We start from the raw sequence: 18,498 nt of genomic DNA, 5'->3' as shown, positions 1-18,498 counted from the left end.
AAAACAGTGATAACCATTTTAATACCAAATGCTATTTGCCTATAGCAAAATTCAGGCTTTTCATATTCTGAAAAACAACCCAAAGATACATTGTGGAAACTATGTGAATGGCAGAATTAAGTTCCTGCAACGAAGCATCAGGAGCATTGTGCGACTCGCTGTTTCTCCATTGCTTCACCAGTTCCAGATAATCATAGAACTTATGATACCTTTCATCCGTATTGTTTTTCAAACCTCTCAGACAACTGAGCGACAAAATACAATTAATAAATGTAGGCATACTGTTTTCATCCTTGTCATTCACCATTTCCTTGCCGTTCAGCAAGTAATACACTTTCTTCAGGAATACCTCATATTTTGTCACAATGGTATTGAAATGCCTTCTTTTGTCAACCAGCTTCATTCCTTCCAGACAGTAAAGCCTGTTGAACGAATCAAGTAACAGTTCATTAGCTCCATCTATAGAAGATGTGGTTTGAACTTTCAACACATCAATAAAGCACGATGCTGCAGAATTGAAGTCAGGAAGGAACTGCTTCAGTTCGGCAAACTCTCCTTCTACATCTGACAGCAACTTCTGCTTGAACAGTTCCGGTATAAACGGAATTTCGTCTTCCTTTTTCTTGTAGTTTTCATACATCACCTTTGCCATCTGAGTCATGACATTACGGTAAAAATCACTGTTCTCAAACAACTTAGCAAAAGAATCCATTTGTTCCACATAGCAGCCCCTTGCCACTTCATCGAATATCTGGGGGAAGATACTTTCCTCAAACTGTTTTTCGTCGGTATTGTTCGCCTGTTTGGTCAGTTTCTTTTTGGCAGTAGTGACCATCTTGTCGTAAATAGATTCCACGATAACACGGTCTGCCTCAGAGAACTGTCCCTGATACATCACATTCACTTTGTCAATAATACGGCTCAACAAATCCTCATTGTCGTTCTTCGGCTTTCCTGCTTTTGGATTTTCACCTTTTATCGGTTTATTGTCGTCACCCAAACGAATAGATACTGTTTCTCCTTCCGATATTCTGGAGTTTACCAGCATAATCTGCTTGTTCAAATCGATTCTTTCCTTGGCGTTTTTAGGCAACAGTCTATACAGATAGTCAGCATATACGTATGCTTTGTACAGTTCCTTGTCGTATGTTCTTGCTATCTGAGCCATGTAAGAGTAGAAACGGACAAAGTTCTTGATCTTCGATCTTACCTCAAACTGTTTCTCCTCATCCAATGCCCCGTACCTGTCTATAGTTCCTTTGAACGCATTCGACAAAGCTCCCAGACGATCTTTCTGCTTGTTTATATTCTGCAACAGATCAAAGAATTTCTGTTCGTCACCTTCTGTCCAAAGCTGAAACATCTGTATATCTTTTCTGAAAGTATAGACATAATTCACATCCACAGGCTTTATCAGCTCGGTTCCTTTATAGAACGGTTCGAACGATTTCTTAATGTCCTCCGGCTTATTGCAGAAATCGAGTACATATGTATCTTTCTTGTCTTTCTGCCATCTGTTCAGACGCGAAAGAGTCTGTACCGCTTTTACATTTTTCAGCTTCTTGTCCACAAACATGGTATGCAGCAGAGGTTCATCGAATCCCGTCTGATACTTGTCGGCAACCACCAGCATATTATATAAGTCTGATGCAAAATACAGCGGCAACTTAGCTTCCGAAATATTCCGTCCGTCAGTAGAGTTCAACTTCGTCTCGGTATATTCCACTCCCTCATACGATACCGTACCGGAGAAAGCCACCATTGGTTTTACATCTGTAATGTTGTTTTCCTGACAATACTTCTTGATTTCCAGAAAATAACGTACCGCATGAGCACGAGAGGAACATACCACCATCGCTTTTGCCTTTCCAAGCATGGCGTTCAGTGTCACCTCTCTGAATTTCTCCACAATGATAGCCGTTTTCTGCGCTATCACATGCTGATGATTATCATGAAAAGCCTTTATGGCACGTGTAGCAGGAGTTTCCTCGTACGAAGGATCAGCCTCGATACGCTTTGCTATCTCGTAAGTAGTGTCGTACGTGGTATAATATTTCAGCACATCCTTAATGAATCCCTCCTCTATAGCCTGCAGCATGGAATAGTTATGATAAGCCACATATTTGTTGTCTTCCGGATTTTCTCCTTCCTCAGCCAGCTCGCCGAAAGTCTGCAGCGTCTTGGGCTTTGGAGTTGCCGTAAAAGCATAGAAATACAGATTGTTGTGCTGTCCCTGAGCCAACAAATCCTCCATCAGGGCATCCTTCTTCTTTTCCAGTTCTTCGGCCTCAATCTCTTCTATTTCCGCATATTCGCGCAAAGCCTCATCCGTATCGGCAAGTGCAGCTTTCAGTTTCTCCGCACTTTTGCCCGACTGTGAAGAATGAGCCTCATCTACTATGATGGCATATCTCTTGCCGCTGCGGCTTGTCAGTTCCTTATAGATAACCGGAAAGCGGTGTAGCGTAGTGATCACAATCCTTGTATTATCATCGTTGATGATTCTTGCCAGTTTCTCCGAATTGTCAGCATCGGTAATGGTTTCTATCTGCCCGTCTATATGGTCGAATCCGAGGATTGTGCTCTGAAGCTGCTTGTTCAATACACGTCTGTCGGTAATGACAAACACACTGTTGAACATATTCTTCATCTCCGCATTCTGGAGTCCTGCAAGGCGATAAGTGAGCCATGCGATAGAGTTCGATTTTCCCGAACCGGCCGAGTGCTGGATAAGGTAATTATTTCCATGCGGTTGCTTCAGAGAATAGTATTTGGGTGCTTCATTTGCAGCTATACCATACCCTGCTTCTTCTTCACCGCTACGCATTTGCGATACATTTGAAAAATAAGTATCAGCCACCAACTTTTCCACCACATCCAACTGATGATAACGAGGGAAAATAATCTTCACCGAAGTTTCCGTAATCTCTTTCTCCCTGCCATGTTTGTCTATGATAATCTTCAATTTTTCCTCCTCCTGGCGCGAGATATAACGCTGAAGGATGGAAAGCAGCATATCTCTTTGCAGCACCTTTTCCCACAGATAGGCAGTGACATATCCTCCGTCCTCACGTTCCGGATTTCCTGCACCTCCCACTTCACCTGCTCCGTTTGAGCCCTGATTGAAAGGGATAAAGAAAGTCTTTTCCCGCTTCAGTTCGGTAGTAAGAGCCACTTCATACAAGTCAACTCCAAAATATGCAAGGATACGGTTGTTGAAATGAAACAGCGGTTCTTTCGGGTCTCTGTCCGTGCACCACTGACGTTTGGAGTCCTCCACATTCTGACCCGTAATCTGGTTTTTCAGTTCGAGTGCCACCACCGGAATACCGTTCAGCGAGAGCACCATATCGATGGTATTCTTGTTCAGCTTGGAATAAGCAAACTGGCGTGTCACTGTGAGAATGTTCGCCTCGTAATTTGCCACCAGTTCATCATTCAGCAACGAAGCCGGAGCAAAATAGCAGAACTTGATATTAATACCCACATCGCTTATACCCTTGCGCAGCACATAAATCAGTCCGTAGCGCGACACATCATCCTGAAACACGCGGTACAGCTGTTTCTCAGCCTTGTCGCCATACTTGGTTACATATCGTTTCCACTGCTTAGGTTGTGTCTTTTCTATAAAGGAGATAAGCACAGGCATATCAATAGCCCTGTCCTTGTCGTATGTATCCTGATTGCCTTTGATATAGCCTCCCTCTGTGATAAGGTATCGTTCTATATCGGCTTCAAAGTTCTTTTCCTTTAATTCTGTGGTATTCATGGTTCTATCTATCTTTAATCTTATATTTTCAGTTCAAAGTGCCATCCAAAGTGCCATTTTGGCTCTTTGACTCCTTTTCTTTGGCACTTTGAGATTAGCTTACTTTTCTTTTTCCGGTTACGCACTCGAAAATCAATGATTTCTTGTAGTCTTTCAGTTTCTCTATCTTTTGTTGCTTGATGGAGATTAGTGCGTCTATCTCGCTGCATTTCTGGTCGAGGTAATCGGCGATGGATTGTTGCTCGGGGAGAGGTGGAGTTATTATAATAAGACTAGATAATGTACTTAAATAAATTCCACTTTGTGCACTTGTTCTTGCTGACATTAGGAATTGTGTTGTACAAATCTGACTTCTTAATAAATATAACAAGAAACGATTAGATGTATTTTTATTTGTCCTTAAAAAAGATACACTCCTTTGAAAGGCATAAATTCTATCGTAATTATATATACAGCATCTGCCTATTGTTCCAACACAACATAGTAAAATGTCTCCTTTTTGAGGATAACCATTTGATATTATAGTTTTATAATCATTTTCTGAAATAGTTCTTTCTATATCAGAAAATTGAAGTCCGTTATCTGTTATATTTTTAGCACTTAATAGTAAATAATCTGATATTACATTTTTAAATGTACCATGAGTTCCATCTTGTATACCTGAAAGCATCGTTTTTAGAGTTCTTATTTCCCAATGCTCCGGAATCTCCCCAATCCATTCAATACCGCTATCTTTTAGAGGAATATTTTTATCCAAACCTTTGGTTACAGCTTCGGTAATGACAGATTGCTTGTAGCTTTGCAGTTTGGTTATCATTTCCTCTTGCAAAGTTATCAGTTCGTCTATTTCGCTACATTTTTGGTCAAGGTAGGTGGCGATGGATTGCTGCTCTTCTTTAGGAATACATGTTAATATAATATTTTTCAAGGTGTCACTATAAATAACGTCTATTGTTGTAGAGTTACTATTGTACTTAACTTGATTAATTACTAAATCAGAATCATTAAAAATATATTTTAAGATGTCGTATTTTAAAATACTCTCGTTAATATTAAAACGTATAATACATGGATGGATAACTCCTTCATTAAAGGTAGTAGGAACCCTGCTAATTTTTCCTATTGTTCCTCTTGTTGTTAATAAAATATCACCCGCATTTACTTTAAATCCTATTAAATCATTATATTTTTCGTGTGTTATAAATGAATTACAGGAACTAAAATTATTGTCTAATACAGTTCTTTGATTATAAATCCAATACTTACCATCTGACAAGATATCAGAACCAGACAATTGGCTGCCAAAAGGACCTACTTTTAAAGAATTGTTTTTTAGTAGTTGTTTTATCTTAATAACCTCCCAATGCTCCGGAATCTCCCCAATCCAAGCAATCCCACTATCTTTATATTTATCGTATCTATTTTCCATAATCCTCAATCTTCCTGTTCGTAATAATATGAGTAATCAATACCTTTCATAAAGGTTTCACGGTCATTAATCTTGTCGGTAAGTGCAGGACGCAGAAGTGCTTTCAGTTCATCAGCATTAGCCACACTGTGAGTCATTGCATCAAGGTAAGATTTCTTGTTTACATTACTCCAGTCCACACAGACTTTAAGATTTTTCTTCAGCATCAGGTCAAGCCAAATACGTGTGGCACGCCCGTTGCCTTCACGGAAAGGGTGGGCTATGTTCATCTCCACATACTTGTCTATTATCTCATCGAAACTGGTTTCGGGCATACGTTCTATCTGTTCCAATGTAGCTTGAAGATATTGAACCATTGCAAACTGGAATCCTCCTTTGGCTATGTTTACCGTGCGTATCTGTCCGGCAAAGTTGTATAGTCCGCCAAACAAATAGGCATGAATCTGCTGCAAACCTTTTATAGTTCCTACTTCTATGCTGTCAATCAGACTGCTTTCAAACAGAGCGTATGCTTTCGATTTACTTCGTCCGTCTATGGTTTCATCGCTGTTGGTAAACCATTCCACAAACCGTGCTGCTTTAGTATTAGGGAAACATGCTGCGAGAGCAAGGACTCCTGTGTTATCAAGGACATCTGTCATATAATGCTTTCCGTCCGAAGCCATTAGTTTCAGTTGGTTAGTGACACTAACCAACTCATTATTCTCTTTCTTCAGCTTGTTTTTCAGATACTTCCAGTAGTTTCTGTTCTTGGTATAATCATCCTGAGCATTTAGAACGCCAACAATATCGAGTACAGAAAACCACCATTTGGAATTCTCGTCATCCCAAATGGCACGTACTTCTCTGTCGTCAAAGAAACGTATGGATATTTTGTTTATCTTGGTCATAATATAAATCTTTTATCTGCCTTTAAGCTTCTTCTGCTCCTTTTCAAAGTTTTCAAGAAAATGAATTTCTACAGGTGAAAGGTTGTAAACTGTCCTTTCCTTGAACTTGTCGTACTCCGTATCCGCTTTCTGCTTTGCAAGTTCGGCAGAAATCTTTCCGGCATGGCTTAACAGTTCTTTTCCCGAAAGTTTCAAGAAATCATCCAATTTCTGAATCCAGTCTTTCATGTACATTGGCTTATGCGATTTGGCTTGAAGTTCCGCAAAATCCAAATACAGACTGACTATTCTGTTGAGTGTATCCAATTCATCTGAAGAAAGATAGTTCTTTGCTATTTCTGCATCAGTACGTTTGGGCAATGCTCCTGTCCATGAAGTAAGTCCCATAAAATCTTTTTCAGCGTCTGCACGTTCGTAAATGATTTCAGCTGCCGTATGACCATGTACAGAGAAATGCATTTTGTTCTGTACTGTCTTGAAAAACTGCATGGTAGCTTCTGTACGCGGATCATAATCAATGCTTAAGGCGTATATCTCAAGTATCTTGCGGTAGAATACCTTTTCCGAGGAACGGATGTCGCGGATACGGCTTAACAGTTCGTCGAAATAGTTTCCTCCGCCGGCTCTTTTCAGCAATTCATCGTTCATGGCAAATCCTTTTACAAGATATTCACGAAGGATATTTGTGGCCCATATTCTGAACTGTACTCCACGGTGTGACTTGACACGATAACCTACGCTGATTATCATGTCAAGGTTATAGTATGCCACCTGATGAGTCTGGTTTTTCCCTTTGATGGCACCATGCTGAGTGGTTGTTGCAAAAAATGCAACAACCTTATTTGCCTGTAACTCTCCGTCCTCGAATACATTCTTTATATGTCGGGAAATGGTAGATTTGTTTCGCTGGAACAGCTCTGCCATCTGGTCGGCAGTAAGCCAAACCGTATCATTGCATAGAGTTACTTCTATATTTGATTTGCCATCCTCTGTCTGGTAGAGGATTATATTTCCGTTGTTTTGCTGTTCGCTCATGGTCTATTATCATGCGGATTTATATCTGCTTACCCTAATATCTTGGACATCAGTTCCGATTCTTTTTCTTCCAACTTTTTCAGTTCATCAAATATTACAGCACTTGGTGTAAGCGGAGTGTATTTATAGAACTCGCGGGTGAGAGGTATTTCATAACCAATCTTGCTTTCCGATTCGTTGTACCAGAAGTCGGGAGCATACGGACGGACGTTCTTGTCGAGATATTCCGCAATATCCTCTTTCCACGGAATAATCTCGCTGTCCTTCAGTTCTGGGTCGGGTGCAAATCCGCTTTCCCTGTCAACAGGTTTTACGTATGCCTCCATCGTATCGGGATTACGCTTACCGAAATAGTTTCTCAATAGAGCGACCTTTCCCTGAGGAACTTTTATCTTGGCTTTCTTCAACTCAAGGAAGAAATCAATGTCGGTGAAGACAACATGACAAGGCATATTATTTTCCCAATATGTAGCAACCTCTTTCAATAAAGCCCTATCCGCTTCCTTATAATTGGCAGCAGTATCTTCGTTGAAATGAATGTCCTTATACTCTAAACGCAAAGGACGGTTGATGATAAGTTTTGTAAACTTGAAGTCCTCTACATCTTTCACCTTGCTTTCCACTTTCAGTTCCGGATTAACTTCAGACGTATACTCCCAGTCGGTAAAATCGTGATAAGCCTGCATAATCAGTTCGCGGCATACTGTGGTAATTTCCACGCGCTTGTTGCCAAGCGGCTTGCGCAATTTTTCAAAACACTTGCTTGCGTCGATAAGCTGAACCTTTCCTGTACGTTCTTCCGATTTGTTCTTGCTCACTACCCATATATAGGTAGCGATACCGGTATTATAAAACAAATCGTTAGGCAATTGGATAATGGCCTCCAGCCAGTCGTGTTCGAGCAGATAGCCTCGTATTTCGCTTTCACCGCTTCCTGCATCACCTTTAAACAAAGGAGAACCGTTCTGGATAATGGCCATACGTCCGTCTTCCTTCAGTTTGGCCACCCCATTGAGCATGAACAACATCTGTCCGTCGCCCTTTGCCGGCAGTCCCGGAGCAAAACGTCCTGCTTCGCCCAACTCATTTTCAGCTTTCACACGTTTTTCGGATGCTTCCCAGTCGATACCGAAAGGAGGATTAGAAATGATATAGTCGAACTGATACCCCTTGAACTGGTCATCGCCAAGCGTATCACCCAGACGCATATTGTCGGCATTACCGCCTTTGATAAGCATATCGGCCTTGGCAATACCGTATGTCTGCGGATTAAGTTCCTGACCGTAGCATGTAATTTCTGCTTCAGGATCTATCTTACGGAACCGTTCGTCAAGGCAGGCCAGCATCTGGCTGGTTCCCATTGCCATATCGTATATGGATGCCACTATACCCTCATCCTCCATTTCCTGCTCATTGTCGCCCACGAGCAACTCGCTCATCAGGTAGATGATGTCGCGTGCGGTAAAGTGCGCTCCAGCCTGGTCGTTATACGATTCGGAGAACTTTCTGACCAGTTCTTCAAAGATATACCCCATATCTACAGCCGAAACGACATCGGCTCCCAGATAAGCTTTAGCCGAACAGAACTCCTTGATGACGAGATAAAGACGGTTATTGTCGTCCATCTTCTTGATTTCATTGTAGAAGTCCATGCGGTTGATGATATCAATCACATTCTCCGAGAAATGATTGAGGTAATTCTCAAAGTTGTCTTTGATGTTATCCGCATCGGCAAGCAATATATCGAAAGTAAACTTGCTGGTGTTGTAGAACTTCTGCCTGGCTGCTGCTTCAAGGAAACCTTTCTTTACGGCTATGCCTTTGGCATCAAGTTCTTCATTCATCTTGATTACAGCATCCTTTGTAGGTGCAAGAGTATCTTCGAAACGCTTGATTACGCACATTGGAAGAATCACCTTTCCGTATTCGTGAGGTTTGTATAAGCCTACTAACTTATCGGCAATAGCCCAAATGAGGTTTGCTTTTTCCTGTATATTGATAGAGGTTTGTCTCTGTAAGTCTTCTCCGCTCATAAACTAATATTTATTATTTCTTATGTAAAGATACGGAAAGGTAAGAGGAGAGACAAACGAAAAACAAAGTTTTTCAAATCTGGCTATATCGGATTGTATTCTATTCTTTTTAAATTCATTTAAAAACTTATCAACCCGCAGGCAGAAACACATTTTTCCCGGGTGAAAGATGAAAGATGGTGAAAGATTGATTTTGCGTCTATCTTTCACCCATATTCCCCTGTCTATCTGTCGGTTAAAAGGCCGGTGAAAGATGTGAAGGATATTTATGCTATGTTGCAGCAAGTGTGCAAAGTGTGTCACCTTTAAAGGTGGCGTTTTTAGTGCATTTACAGAAATATTATACAAAACACGCTTCACATCTTTCATCTTTCACCATAACTCACTGATAAACAGACATGCCGTTTTTACACGTACAGACTTTCCCTTCATCTTGCAATGTGAAGAACAAGCATATTTCCTCCCAATTCACCTGATTTTTGCATCAAATCTGCATTTTTCATTCGCATAAATTCACGGCAATAACTGCAAGCCATAGATGAAAGACATTTCCCATTGGCTGTATCGGTTCTTTTTATTACCTTTGTGTATGCTATTTTAAAACGAACAATAATCTATGAATAATTTTAGTTTTCAGAATCCCACTAAACTGATAATGGGAAAAGGCATGATTGCCCAACTGAGCCAAGAAATACCAGCCGATAAAAAAGTAATGATTACTTTCGGAGGAGGAAGTGTAAAAAAGAACGGTGTATACGACCAGGTGAAGCAGGCTTTGAGCCAGCACCAGACTGTGGAATTCTGGGGAATTGAACCCAATCCGGCTATCGAAACGCTGCGTAAAGCTATCGAACTGGGTAAGCAGGAAAAAGTGGACTTTCTGCTGGCCGTAGGTGGTGGTTCGGTGATAGACGGTACCAAGTTGATTTCGGCCGGTCTGCTTTACGAAGGCGATGCATGGGATTTGGTTAAGAAAGGTCAGGCACACGATACTGTTCCTTTGGGTACCGTACTGACATTGCCTGCTACCGGTTCTGAAATGAACAACGGAGCGGTTATTTCTTGCCATGAAACCAAAGAAAAATATGCTTTCTATGCCAACTATCCGGTATTCTCTATTCTCGATCCTGAAGTAACCTTCTCATTGCCGGCACATCAGGTAGCATGTGGTATTTCGGATACGTTCGTACATGTATTGGAACAGTATCTGACTAAGACCGGAGAATCGCGCATCATGGACCGCTGGGCAGAAGGTATTCTGCAGACTTTGGTAGAGATTGCACCGAAAATCCGCGAAAACCAGCACGACTATCAGCTGATGGCCGACTTTATGATGGCAGCTACAATGGGGCTGAACGGTTTCATCGCGATGGGAGTAAGTCAGGACTGGTCTACACACATGATTGGTCATGAACTGACTGCGCTCTGTGGACTGACTCACGGACATACACTGGCTATTGTAATGCCGGGTACAATGGATGTGCTGCGCAAGGAAAAAGGTGCAAAGATCATGCAGCTGGGTGAACGTATTTTTGGCGTATCATCGGGTACACACGACAGACGTATCGACGAAACCATACGCAAGACTGAAGAGTTCTTCCGTTCTTTGGGTCTGACTACCCGCCTGAGCGAAGAAGGTATCGGTATGGATGTGATTGACGAAATTGAAAAACGTTTCAACGAACGAGGTGTACACTTCGGCGAAGACGGTTTGGTAGACGGAGCTACAGCCAAAGCTATTTTGACTCGCGTACTCTAATTTCCATTGACGACAATAGAAAAGAGTTCTTACGGTAGAAGATTTCTTCCATAAGAACTCTTTTTCTGTTTATCAAGGTTTTGTATCATGGCTGGGTTTATCTGTAAAACCATTGCCCGCCGTTACGAATCACAGACTGTATCCGACGTCGTCGGCTATAAAGCCAACGGCGCTGAACAACGGACCAACGACGCCATTTGTACATCCGACGACGTCGATTATAAAAAAATACAAGTATGATATACCGCTCTCTTTATTCCGAAGGTTCTACCGACAAGACAAGTACGGCGGTAGTTGCATCAGTCACACGATAGCGGTTGTCTGTCCGTTCATTGACCAGCCACACGATGTCTTCTCCAGCACAGACTACGTATTGTTCTTCTTTCTGATAGAGAGAGAATTTCCGGTCGCACAGATAGTCGCGTACCCGCTTGAATCCCTTCATGCCAAAAGGAATGAAACGGTCGCCTGCCTGCCATTTTCGGAGCACCAGCGGACCATGTACTTTGCTCCTGTCCAGACAAGCTACATTTTTGTGGTGCAGCAAAGTTTTTGCCGTAGCCAAATCGACTACTTTCTGATGAAGAGTCATACAGGCTGTACGGTTCTCCAGTTTCTGAATCAGCAGGTTATTGCGGTCTTTCAGCAAACGGTGCGTTTTGGAATAGAAAAGACGTCCGGACTCGGCAGAAAGACTTCGGTAGACATCTTTTTGCTGAGCGGCATTGAAGCCCAGCGGGTACAGGAGTTCGAACAACACTGCCTGAGGAGAAGGTTCTTCCAGCAGACGGGGTATGCTGATACTGTTTTCATTTTCCATCACCCGTTTACACGATTCGAGCACAGATTTTCTATATACCGTTTCCACATCGGCCAGACGGTGTGCGGTTTCCATTATCGACTCGTCGACAGAGGGATTGATTTCGCGCAGCAGCGGGAGTATATTCAAGCGCAACTTGTTTCGCGTATAGGCATCCTCCAGATTGGTACTGTCTGTCACATAGTCCTGCCCCAGCTCTGCCAGATAATCGAGAATCTCACTTCGTCCGGCACCAAGCAGCGGACGTATAATCTTTCCGTTGACTGCAGCAATACCGGTCAGTCCGGCAATGCCGGTTCCACGAATCAGATTGAGCAGGAAGGTTTCCACACTGTCGTCACGATGATGGGCCACAGCGATGAAATCGGCATGTATTTCCTTTCTTGTATTCTCGAACCATTCGTAACGGAGCTCTCTGGCAGCCATCTCAATGGACAGCCCTTTCTGTGCGGCATAAGCCTGCGTGTCGAAATGAATAACAGACAAGGGTACACCGAACTTCTGGCACAGACCACGCACAAAAGCCTCATCGCGGTCCGACTCGGCTCCGCGCAAATGAAAATTACAATGGGCAGCTGCACAGGAATATCCCAACTGAAGCAGCACACGCAGCAAGGCTACAGAGTCTGCTCCCCCACTCAAGGCAACCAAGATTTTCGCTCCGGGGAAAAACAGTTGCCTGTCTTCTATATACTGACTGATTTTACGGATAAACATGATACAAACTTATAAATTTTAAATGAAATATCCCAACCGGAGCAAACCAATCACCTTGCTTTCATGACTATTTCTGATAAGATGCAAAGTGGGCTGCAGGTATCCGTGTTTCAGGCAGGGAACTTTCCAGGTCAGTTCGGCAGCCCATTCGTGTTCGGAAGAAAAATCGGCATAATCGGCAAATGCACCTCCTTCTGTCTTTCCGCAGTGCCAGACCAGTCCGGCACCTGCATAGCTGCGGCATCCGTTTTTTTCTGTAGGATTGAAGGAATACTGACACAGTGCATACACACGGGAAGAAAGACGCTGCTCTGCATACGTCCAGATTACGGTGTTCAGTTGTCTTTGCGTTTCCGGTGCCGATGCCTGTGTTTTGTTTCCATTCTCATCGCCCACAGGCAGGCCGCTGCGTAAAGCAAACCCCATATAATAGTTGCTGCCATTTTTCCGATAGTTTATTGATGTCACACTGAGTATTCCGTCTGTAGCCGGACACACACGGAATACATTTTCTCTTCCGGCCCACATGCGGTAACCGGTACCGTTGTAGAGCGAAGTTTCCACCTCCCAATGTTCCAGCGTCAGCTTGTAGTCTATGCCTACCGATGCCAACGGATAGTTGGCAATAGGATAATTGGCCGACAAGGTTGGGAAGATACCGCAGGAGCTGTTTGTAAACAAAGAGGTACAGGGAGAGGCGAAGTAGTCTTCATTCAAATTACGTATTCCTACAAAGAACGTTGATTTTCCGGTATGCCACTCTGCCCCACATACAGCCAGTGCAAGCGGAATGTTTTCTTCCTCTATATTCGAAAAAGTCTGCAAATCGTCTGCCAGACGCTCCTCTCTTGTCCGTGCCACGCTGATTGTAGCGGCTTTCAGTTCCATCTGCCGGGTTATCGGAAAAGAGAAATCGCTCCGCAACAAATTTACCCAGTTGCTTCCTTTACGAAAATCGGTCTGCAGTTCGGTAGTATAAGTCAGTCCGAATTCCTGCGCTTCGAGGCGGTGGTTGCCCGTCGCAACCACCATCATCACCCCAAGCATAATCTGTTTCTTTATCTGCATGATTTAAAGCCATTTTACAAATCGTTTGATATACCAGTTCTTTACAAGTTGTGTCAGTACGCAATAAGAAAGCAGGATACCTGCCAGCCACGGGAAATACTCCAAAGGCAGTGGCTGCAACCCGATAGAGGTGCCGAAAGGAGTAAAAGGTATCAGAATACCAATGGCCATGATAAGGAAGGTAAGACCGGTGACCTGCCAGGAAGCGCAACTCTGGATGAACGGTATCTTACGCGTACGGATCATGTGCACAATCAGTGTCTGCGACAACAGTCCTTCGATGAACCATCCGGACTGGAACAGAGTCTGATGTTCCAGCGAATTGCAGCTGAAGACATACCACATCACCAGATAGGTCACAATATCGAAAATGGAACTGATGGGGCCCACGAAAATCATGAAACGGCTCAAGTCCGAGGCATCCCACTTGCGGGGTTTCCGCAAATATTCCGCATCCATACGGTCGAAGGGAATGGTGGTTTGCGACACGTCATACAACAGATTCTGGATAAGCAGGTGAATGGGCAGCATGGGCAAGAAAGGCAGGAATGCACTGGCAGCCATCACACTGAACATGTTTCCGAAATTGGAGCTTGCCGTCATCTTGATGTATTTGGTGATGTTTCCAAAGGTCTTCCGTCCTTCCAGTACTCCGTCTTCCAGTACCATCAGGTCTTTTTCCAGCAGAATGATATCGGCACTTTCTTTTGCGATATCGACTGCAGAATCGACAGAGATTCCGATATCCGACTGACGAAGAGCTGCGGCATCATTGATACCGTCGCCCAGGAAACCGACTGTATTCTGCTGTTCCTGAAGCAAGGTAATAATCTGGGTCTTCTGGATAGGAGTCAGTTTGGAGAAGACATTCGATTCGCGTACCGCTTTCTGCTGTTCTTCCTCACTCATTGCAGCCAGTTCCATACCGGTCACCGCATGGCGGGTATCAATACCTACCTGGCGGGCAATCGTACGTACTACTGCATCATTATCGCCGGAAAGAATCTTTACTTCGATGCCATGTTCATGCAATTGCTTGATGGCACTTGCAGCTGACTGCTTGGGAGGATCGAGAAAAGCCAGATAGCCAATCAGTACCATATCGCTCTCGTCTTTCACTTCAAAGCAGCAGTCTTTGTCAAGATAACTTTTGTGCGCCACGGCGATGACTCTCATGCCTTGCTTATTCATTTGTTCGCTTATCTCCTTTGCCTTGCTTTTCAGGGACGGAGTAAAAGCCTGTACCTTTCCGTCGAACTCGGCATGCGAACAGATTTCAAGCATCTCTTCTACCGCTCCCTTGGTAATAATCTGGCGTTTTCCCTGGTTGTCTTCCACCACGACCGACATGCGGCGGCGTGTAAAGTCGAAAGGTATTTCGTCTACTTTCCTGTAATTGTCTTTCAGATGCTCAAGAGACAATTCCTTTACGTGCGACAGGATGGCCTTATCCATCAGATTCTTCAGTCCGGTCTGAAAGAAACTGTTGAAATAGGCATGGCGCAGTATACGCTTGTCGTTATCGCTGCTTCCGTCTGCATTGATGTATTTTTCCAATACAATCTGGTCGCAGGTCAATGTACCGGTTTTGTCGGTGCAGAGGATATTCATGGCTCCGAAGTTCTGTATTGCATTCAGGTCTTTTACAATCGTCTTTTTCTTCGACATGGCCACTGCGCCTTTCGACAGATTGGCGGTAACAATCATTGGGAGCATTTCGGGGGTCAGACCGACTGCCACAGAAACTGCGAAGATGAATGCTTCGAGCCAGTCGCCTTTGGTCAATCCGTTTACCAGAAATACAAAGGGAATCATGACAAGCATAAAACGGATGAGCAGGAAGCTGACTTTGCTGATACCCTTGTCGAAAGCTGTAGCGGCACGGTGTCCGGCAATGCTCTTTGCAATAGTACCCAGATAGGTATGATTTCCGGTAGCAAAAACAATTCCGGTGGCCGACCCGCTGACTACGTTAGAACCCATATAGCAGATATTGTCCAGTTCGACGACACTTCCCTTGCTGTACTTGTGGTCTTTCTGTTCCGGACATTTCTCTATGGGGTCCGACTCTCCTGTGAGGGAAGACTGACTGACGAAAAGGTCTTTGGCCTCGATGATGCGGATATCTGCGGGAATCATATCGCCTGCTGCAATCATGACAATGTCGCCCGGTACCAGTTCTGCGATGCTGATTTCCTCGTCGTGACAACCCACACGCTTTACATAGCAAGTGTTGGTTACCATCTTCAGCAAAGCCTCGCTCGACATGTTGGCTTTCCATTCCTGACGAAAACGGAGAATGGCACTGAATATCACCATGCTGGAAATAATGACAATGGCTGTCCAGTCTTGCTCTCCAGGTTCGGCAAGTAACACATCCAGTACAAACGAAATGACAACCAAAGCGGTAAGTACACCTATAAAGGGATTGATGAACGCCTTGACGAACGACGATATGGGGTTTTTCTTCTTTTCATGCTCTACTTCATTCTTACCATACAAAGACTGACGGCTCTCTACTTCCTGCAAGTCAAGACCGGAACGGGTGGTCTGAAAATAACTGAATACGGATTCGAGTGGTTGTGCTGCTGCCAAAAATACTTTCTCTGCATTAAAAGCAAATTGAGAGGTACGTTTCTTTTTCTTCCACATGATACTTTGGTTTACAAGTTAGTATTTGTTTTGTCTTATCACGCCGCAAAAGTATACCGTACTTGCCAAAGCAGCCGTTAGAAAAGTATTAGAGTGGTATTAGAAAACCATTAGAAAAATTCCAGTGAATTCTAATACCACTCTTACACAAAGGGTTATGTTCGTTTTAATATCAGATATGAGGTAGTTCAACCACAAAGGTAGTGCCCTTGCCTTCCTCCGAATGTACAGAAATTGTACCCTGATGCAGATGAATGATTTTCTGCGACAAGGCCATACCGATGCCGTGTCCTTCTGTGACATTCTCTTGTGTTCCCCGGTAAAACAGGGTAAAAAGATGTGCTTTGTCTGTATCCGACATGCCAATGCCACTGTCGGAAAGACGAATGACGGTATGCTTGTCCCAATAAGAGATTTGTATAAACGAAGATTTGTTGTCCGAGTACTTACAGTTGTTCTCTATCAGATTGGAGAAAGCGATGTTCAGCAGATAAAGGTTTCCCATGACGGTAATCAGACGGTCGTCATCGGCTTCTTCCTGCTCGAACAGAAGATCGATATGATACTCGGGGTGTGCCCTGAGAATGAATTCTCTTACATCGAGCAGCAATTCGTCCAGACGGATTTCCTGCATCTTGATCTGTTCTTTCTGGTAATCGGCCTTTGCCAGATTGAGCAGTCCGTCGATCAGCTTGTTCATCCGGCGGGCATCCTGCAAGACATTCTGCATGGCTTGCCTGTATTGTTCTCCTGTTCTTTCTTTCTGCAAGGCCAGGTCTAATTCTGCCATCAGGGCAGCCAGTGGGGTACGCATTTCATGCGATACATTGCTGACGAACATTTTCTGGGAATTGAACGATATTTCCAGACGCTCCAGCAGGGCATTGAACGTGGTACTGAGTTCGCCCAATTCATCTTTCTCATTCTTCACGGGAAGGCGTTTGTGGATATGCTGCGCCGTAATGCTCTCTGCTTCTTTTACAATGTCGCGAATAGGCTTCAAGGATGCACGGGCAAGAAAATAGCCGGCAAGAAACAGCAAGGTCAGACCCACCACAAAAAGTATCAGAAGGGTTTGCTGCAGCTCATACAGATTGTTATATCCGTATCCGTCGTAAGCTGCTGCGGTCACAATATAATCTTTTCCCCCGAACGAATAGAGCATGCCGATTCCCTGATAGCGGCCTATATAGAACTCGATTTCTTTGCGCCTCAGAATATCGTTTATCATGTTCCGGTCTTCCTTTATGATATCACTTTGTATGGCGTCGTGATAAAGCATACGGAAGTCGGTGGTATAGACCGCCACTTCTACCTCGTTGATAAATTTCCTGTTGTTGAGGTAAATGGACTGCATGGTTTGGGCATCTACCTGATTCTGAAGATACAGGTGTGCCTTAGTTAAAGCCTCGCTCTTCAAATCGTGGAAAAACGTACGGCTGCGTGCCTGTTCGCTCAACAGATAAATCAGGCACATGCAAAACAAAAATACAGCTGCAGTAACGCCGGTATTCTGCCAGGTCAGTTTTGTACGTATCTTCATAATTTGTCTGTTAAAATGAATCCAACTCCCGGCTTGGTATGAATAAGCTTGACATCGAACTCCTTGTCAATTTTCTTGCGCAGGTAATTAATGTACACATCTATAAAGTTAGTACCTGTATCGAAGTGGGTATTCCATACCTTTTCTGCTATTTCTACTCTGCTGATTACCTTCTCTGCATGCTCTACCATATAGAGGAGCAGATTGTATTCTTTTGGAGAGAGCTTGATGGGAATATTCCGCCGCGTCACTTCATGCCGGTTCCGGTTGATGACCAGGTCTGCATACACTACTTCTTCAGGCGGGGCAACTACCGCCTCTCCGTTTCTCCGCAACAGAACCTTTACCCGGGCTATCAGTTCTCTGAAATCGAACGGCTTCACCATATAATCGTCGGCACCGGCATCAAAGCCTTCCAGCTTGTCGCCGGCAGAGCCCAAAGCAGTGAGCATCAGAATTGGAATCCGCTCATTCTGCTTACGAATCTCCTTGCATAACTCAAAGCCGTCCAGTTTGGGCAAAATAATATCGGATATAACCAGCTGAAACGAGTAAGCCTGAAACAGCCTCAACCCCATGGCACCATCGTAGGCCACCATGGTCTGGTAACCGTTCTCCTCCAAGCCGGCCTTCAGCAAATCGGCTACCCGTTTCTCGTCTTCTATAATTAAAATAGTCTGCATAATTGTCTTAAATAATACAAAGATAAGATTTATACTTGAATATTACTTTGTATTAGTACCGTTTCCGACCTTATCCCAAAATACAAAAAGGAGTCTGTAG

11 protein-coding genes are annotated in these 18,498 nt (G+C 43.7%); 1 reads left to right on the top strand and 10 read right to left on the bottom strand.

What is annotated here, in order from left to right; all coding sequences use genetic code 11:
* Positions 1-31: 31 nt before the first annotated feature.
* From O6P32_RS00360 to O6P32_RS00340, 5 genes are all read right to left on the bottom strand, one after another.
* Entirely contained in the window at positions 32-3,769 is a 3,738-nt protein-coding gene (locus tag O6P32_RS00360) for a type I restriction endonuclease subunit R (protein ID WP_269876249.1), read from the bottom strand.
* A 94-nt stretch (positions 3,770-3,863) separates the two neighbouring features.
* Positions 3,864-5,198: a restriction endonuclease subunit S gene (locus O6P32_RS00355; protein WP_269876248.1), complete on the bottom strand. Its 1,335-nt coding sequence runs from the start codon at positions 5,196-5,198 to the stop codon at positions 3,864-3,866.
* Between the two features lie 5 nt (positions 5,199-5,203).
* Complete coding sequence (gene fic, locus O6P32_RS00350; RefSeq protein WP_269876247.1) at positions 5,204-6,088, bottom strand: protein adenylyltransferase Fic; 885 nt, start codon at positions 6,086-6,088, stop codon at positions 5,204-5,206.
* A 12-nt stretch (positions 6,089-6,100) separates the two neighbouring features.
* On the bottom strand, positions 6,101-7,123 hold the full coding sequence (locus tag O6P32_RS00345) for a virulence RhuM family protein (RefSeq protein WP_269876246.1): 1,023 nt from the start codon (positions 7,121-7,123) through the stop codon (positions 6,101-6,103).
* A gap of 29 nt (positions 7,124-7,152) precedes the next feature.
* Positions 7,153-9,156: a type I restriction-modification system subunit M gene (locus O6P32_RS00340; RefSeq protein ID WP_269876245.1), complete on the bottom strand. Its 2,004-nt coding sequence runs from the start codon at positions 9,154-9,156 to the stop codon at positions 7,153-7,155.
* 616 nt (positions 9,157-9,772) lie between these two features.
* On the opposite strand from O6P32_RS00340, the gene O6P32_RS00335 reads away from it, so the two are divergent.
* Positions 9,773-10,915, top strand: coding sequence for an iron-containing alcohol dehydrogenase (locus O6P32_RS00335; protein WP_269876244.1), 1,143 nt, complete (start codon positions 9,773-9,775; stop codon positions 10,913-10,915).
* A gap of 253 nt (positions 10,916-11,168) precedes the next feature.
* Here the strand turns inward: O6P32_RS00335 and tilS are convergent, their stop codons facing one another.
* From tilS to O6P32_RS00310, 5 genes are all read right to left on the bottom strand, one after another.
* Positions 11,169-12,452 (bottom strand): tRNA lysidine(34) synthetase TilS, encoded by a 1,284-nt coding sequence (gene tilS, locus O6P32_RS00330; RefSeq protein ID WP_269876243.1) that lies wholly within the window; start codon positions 12,450-12,452, stop codon positions 11,169-11,171.
* 18 nt (positions 12,453-12,470) lie between these two features.
* Complete coding sequence (locus O6P32_RS00325; RefSeq protein WP_269876242.1) at positions 12,471-13,520, bottom strand: hypothetical protein; 1,050 nt, start codon at positions 13,518-13,520, stop codon at positions 12,471-12,473.
* Positions 13,521-13,523: 3 nt separating this feature from the next.
* A complete protein-coding gene (gene mgtA, locus O6P32_RS00320) occupies positions 13,524-16,175 on the bottom strand; it encodes a magnesium-translocating P-type ATPase (RefSeq protein ID WP_269876619.1) in 2,652 nt (883 codons plus the stop codon).
* Positions 16,176-16,344: 169 nt separating this feature from the next.
* The gene (locus tag O6P32_RS00315; protein ID WP_178267285.1) at positions 16,345-17,715 is read right to left on the bottom strand and encodes a HAMP domain-containing sensor histidine kinase; all 1,371 of its coding nucleotides are present in this window, start codon (positions 17,713-17,715) and stop codon (positions 16,345-16,347) included.
* Complete coding sequence (locus O6P32_RS00310) at positions 17,712-18,398, bottom strand: response regulator transcription factor (protein ID WP_269876241.1); 687 nt, start codon at positions 18,396-18,398, stop codon at positions 17,712-17,714. The genes O6P32_RS00315 and O6P32_RS00310 overlap by 4 nt, the downstream gene beginning before the upstream one ends.
* Between the last annotated feature and the right edge of the window lie 100 nt (positions 18,399-18,498).

Source organism: Phocaeicola acetigenes (genome assembly GCF_027529745.1).
GTDB classification, from domain to species: Bacteria; Bacteroidota; Bacteroidia; order Bacteroidales; family Bacteroidaceae; genus Phocaeicola; species Phocaeicola acetigenes.
The sequence above is the reverse complement of the archived record's forward strand: the minus strand, read 5'-3'. Positions and strand labels throughout refer to the sequence as shown.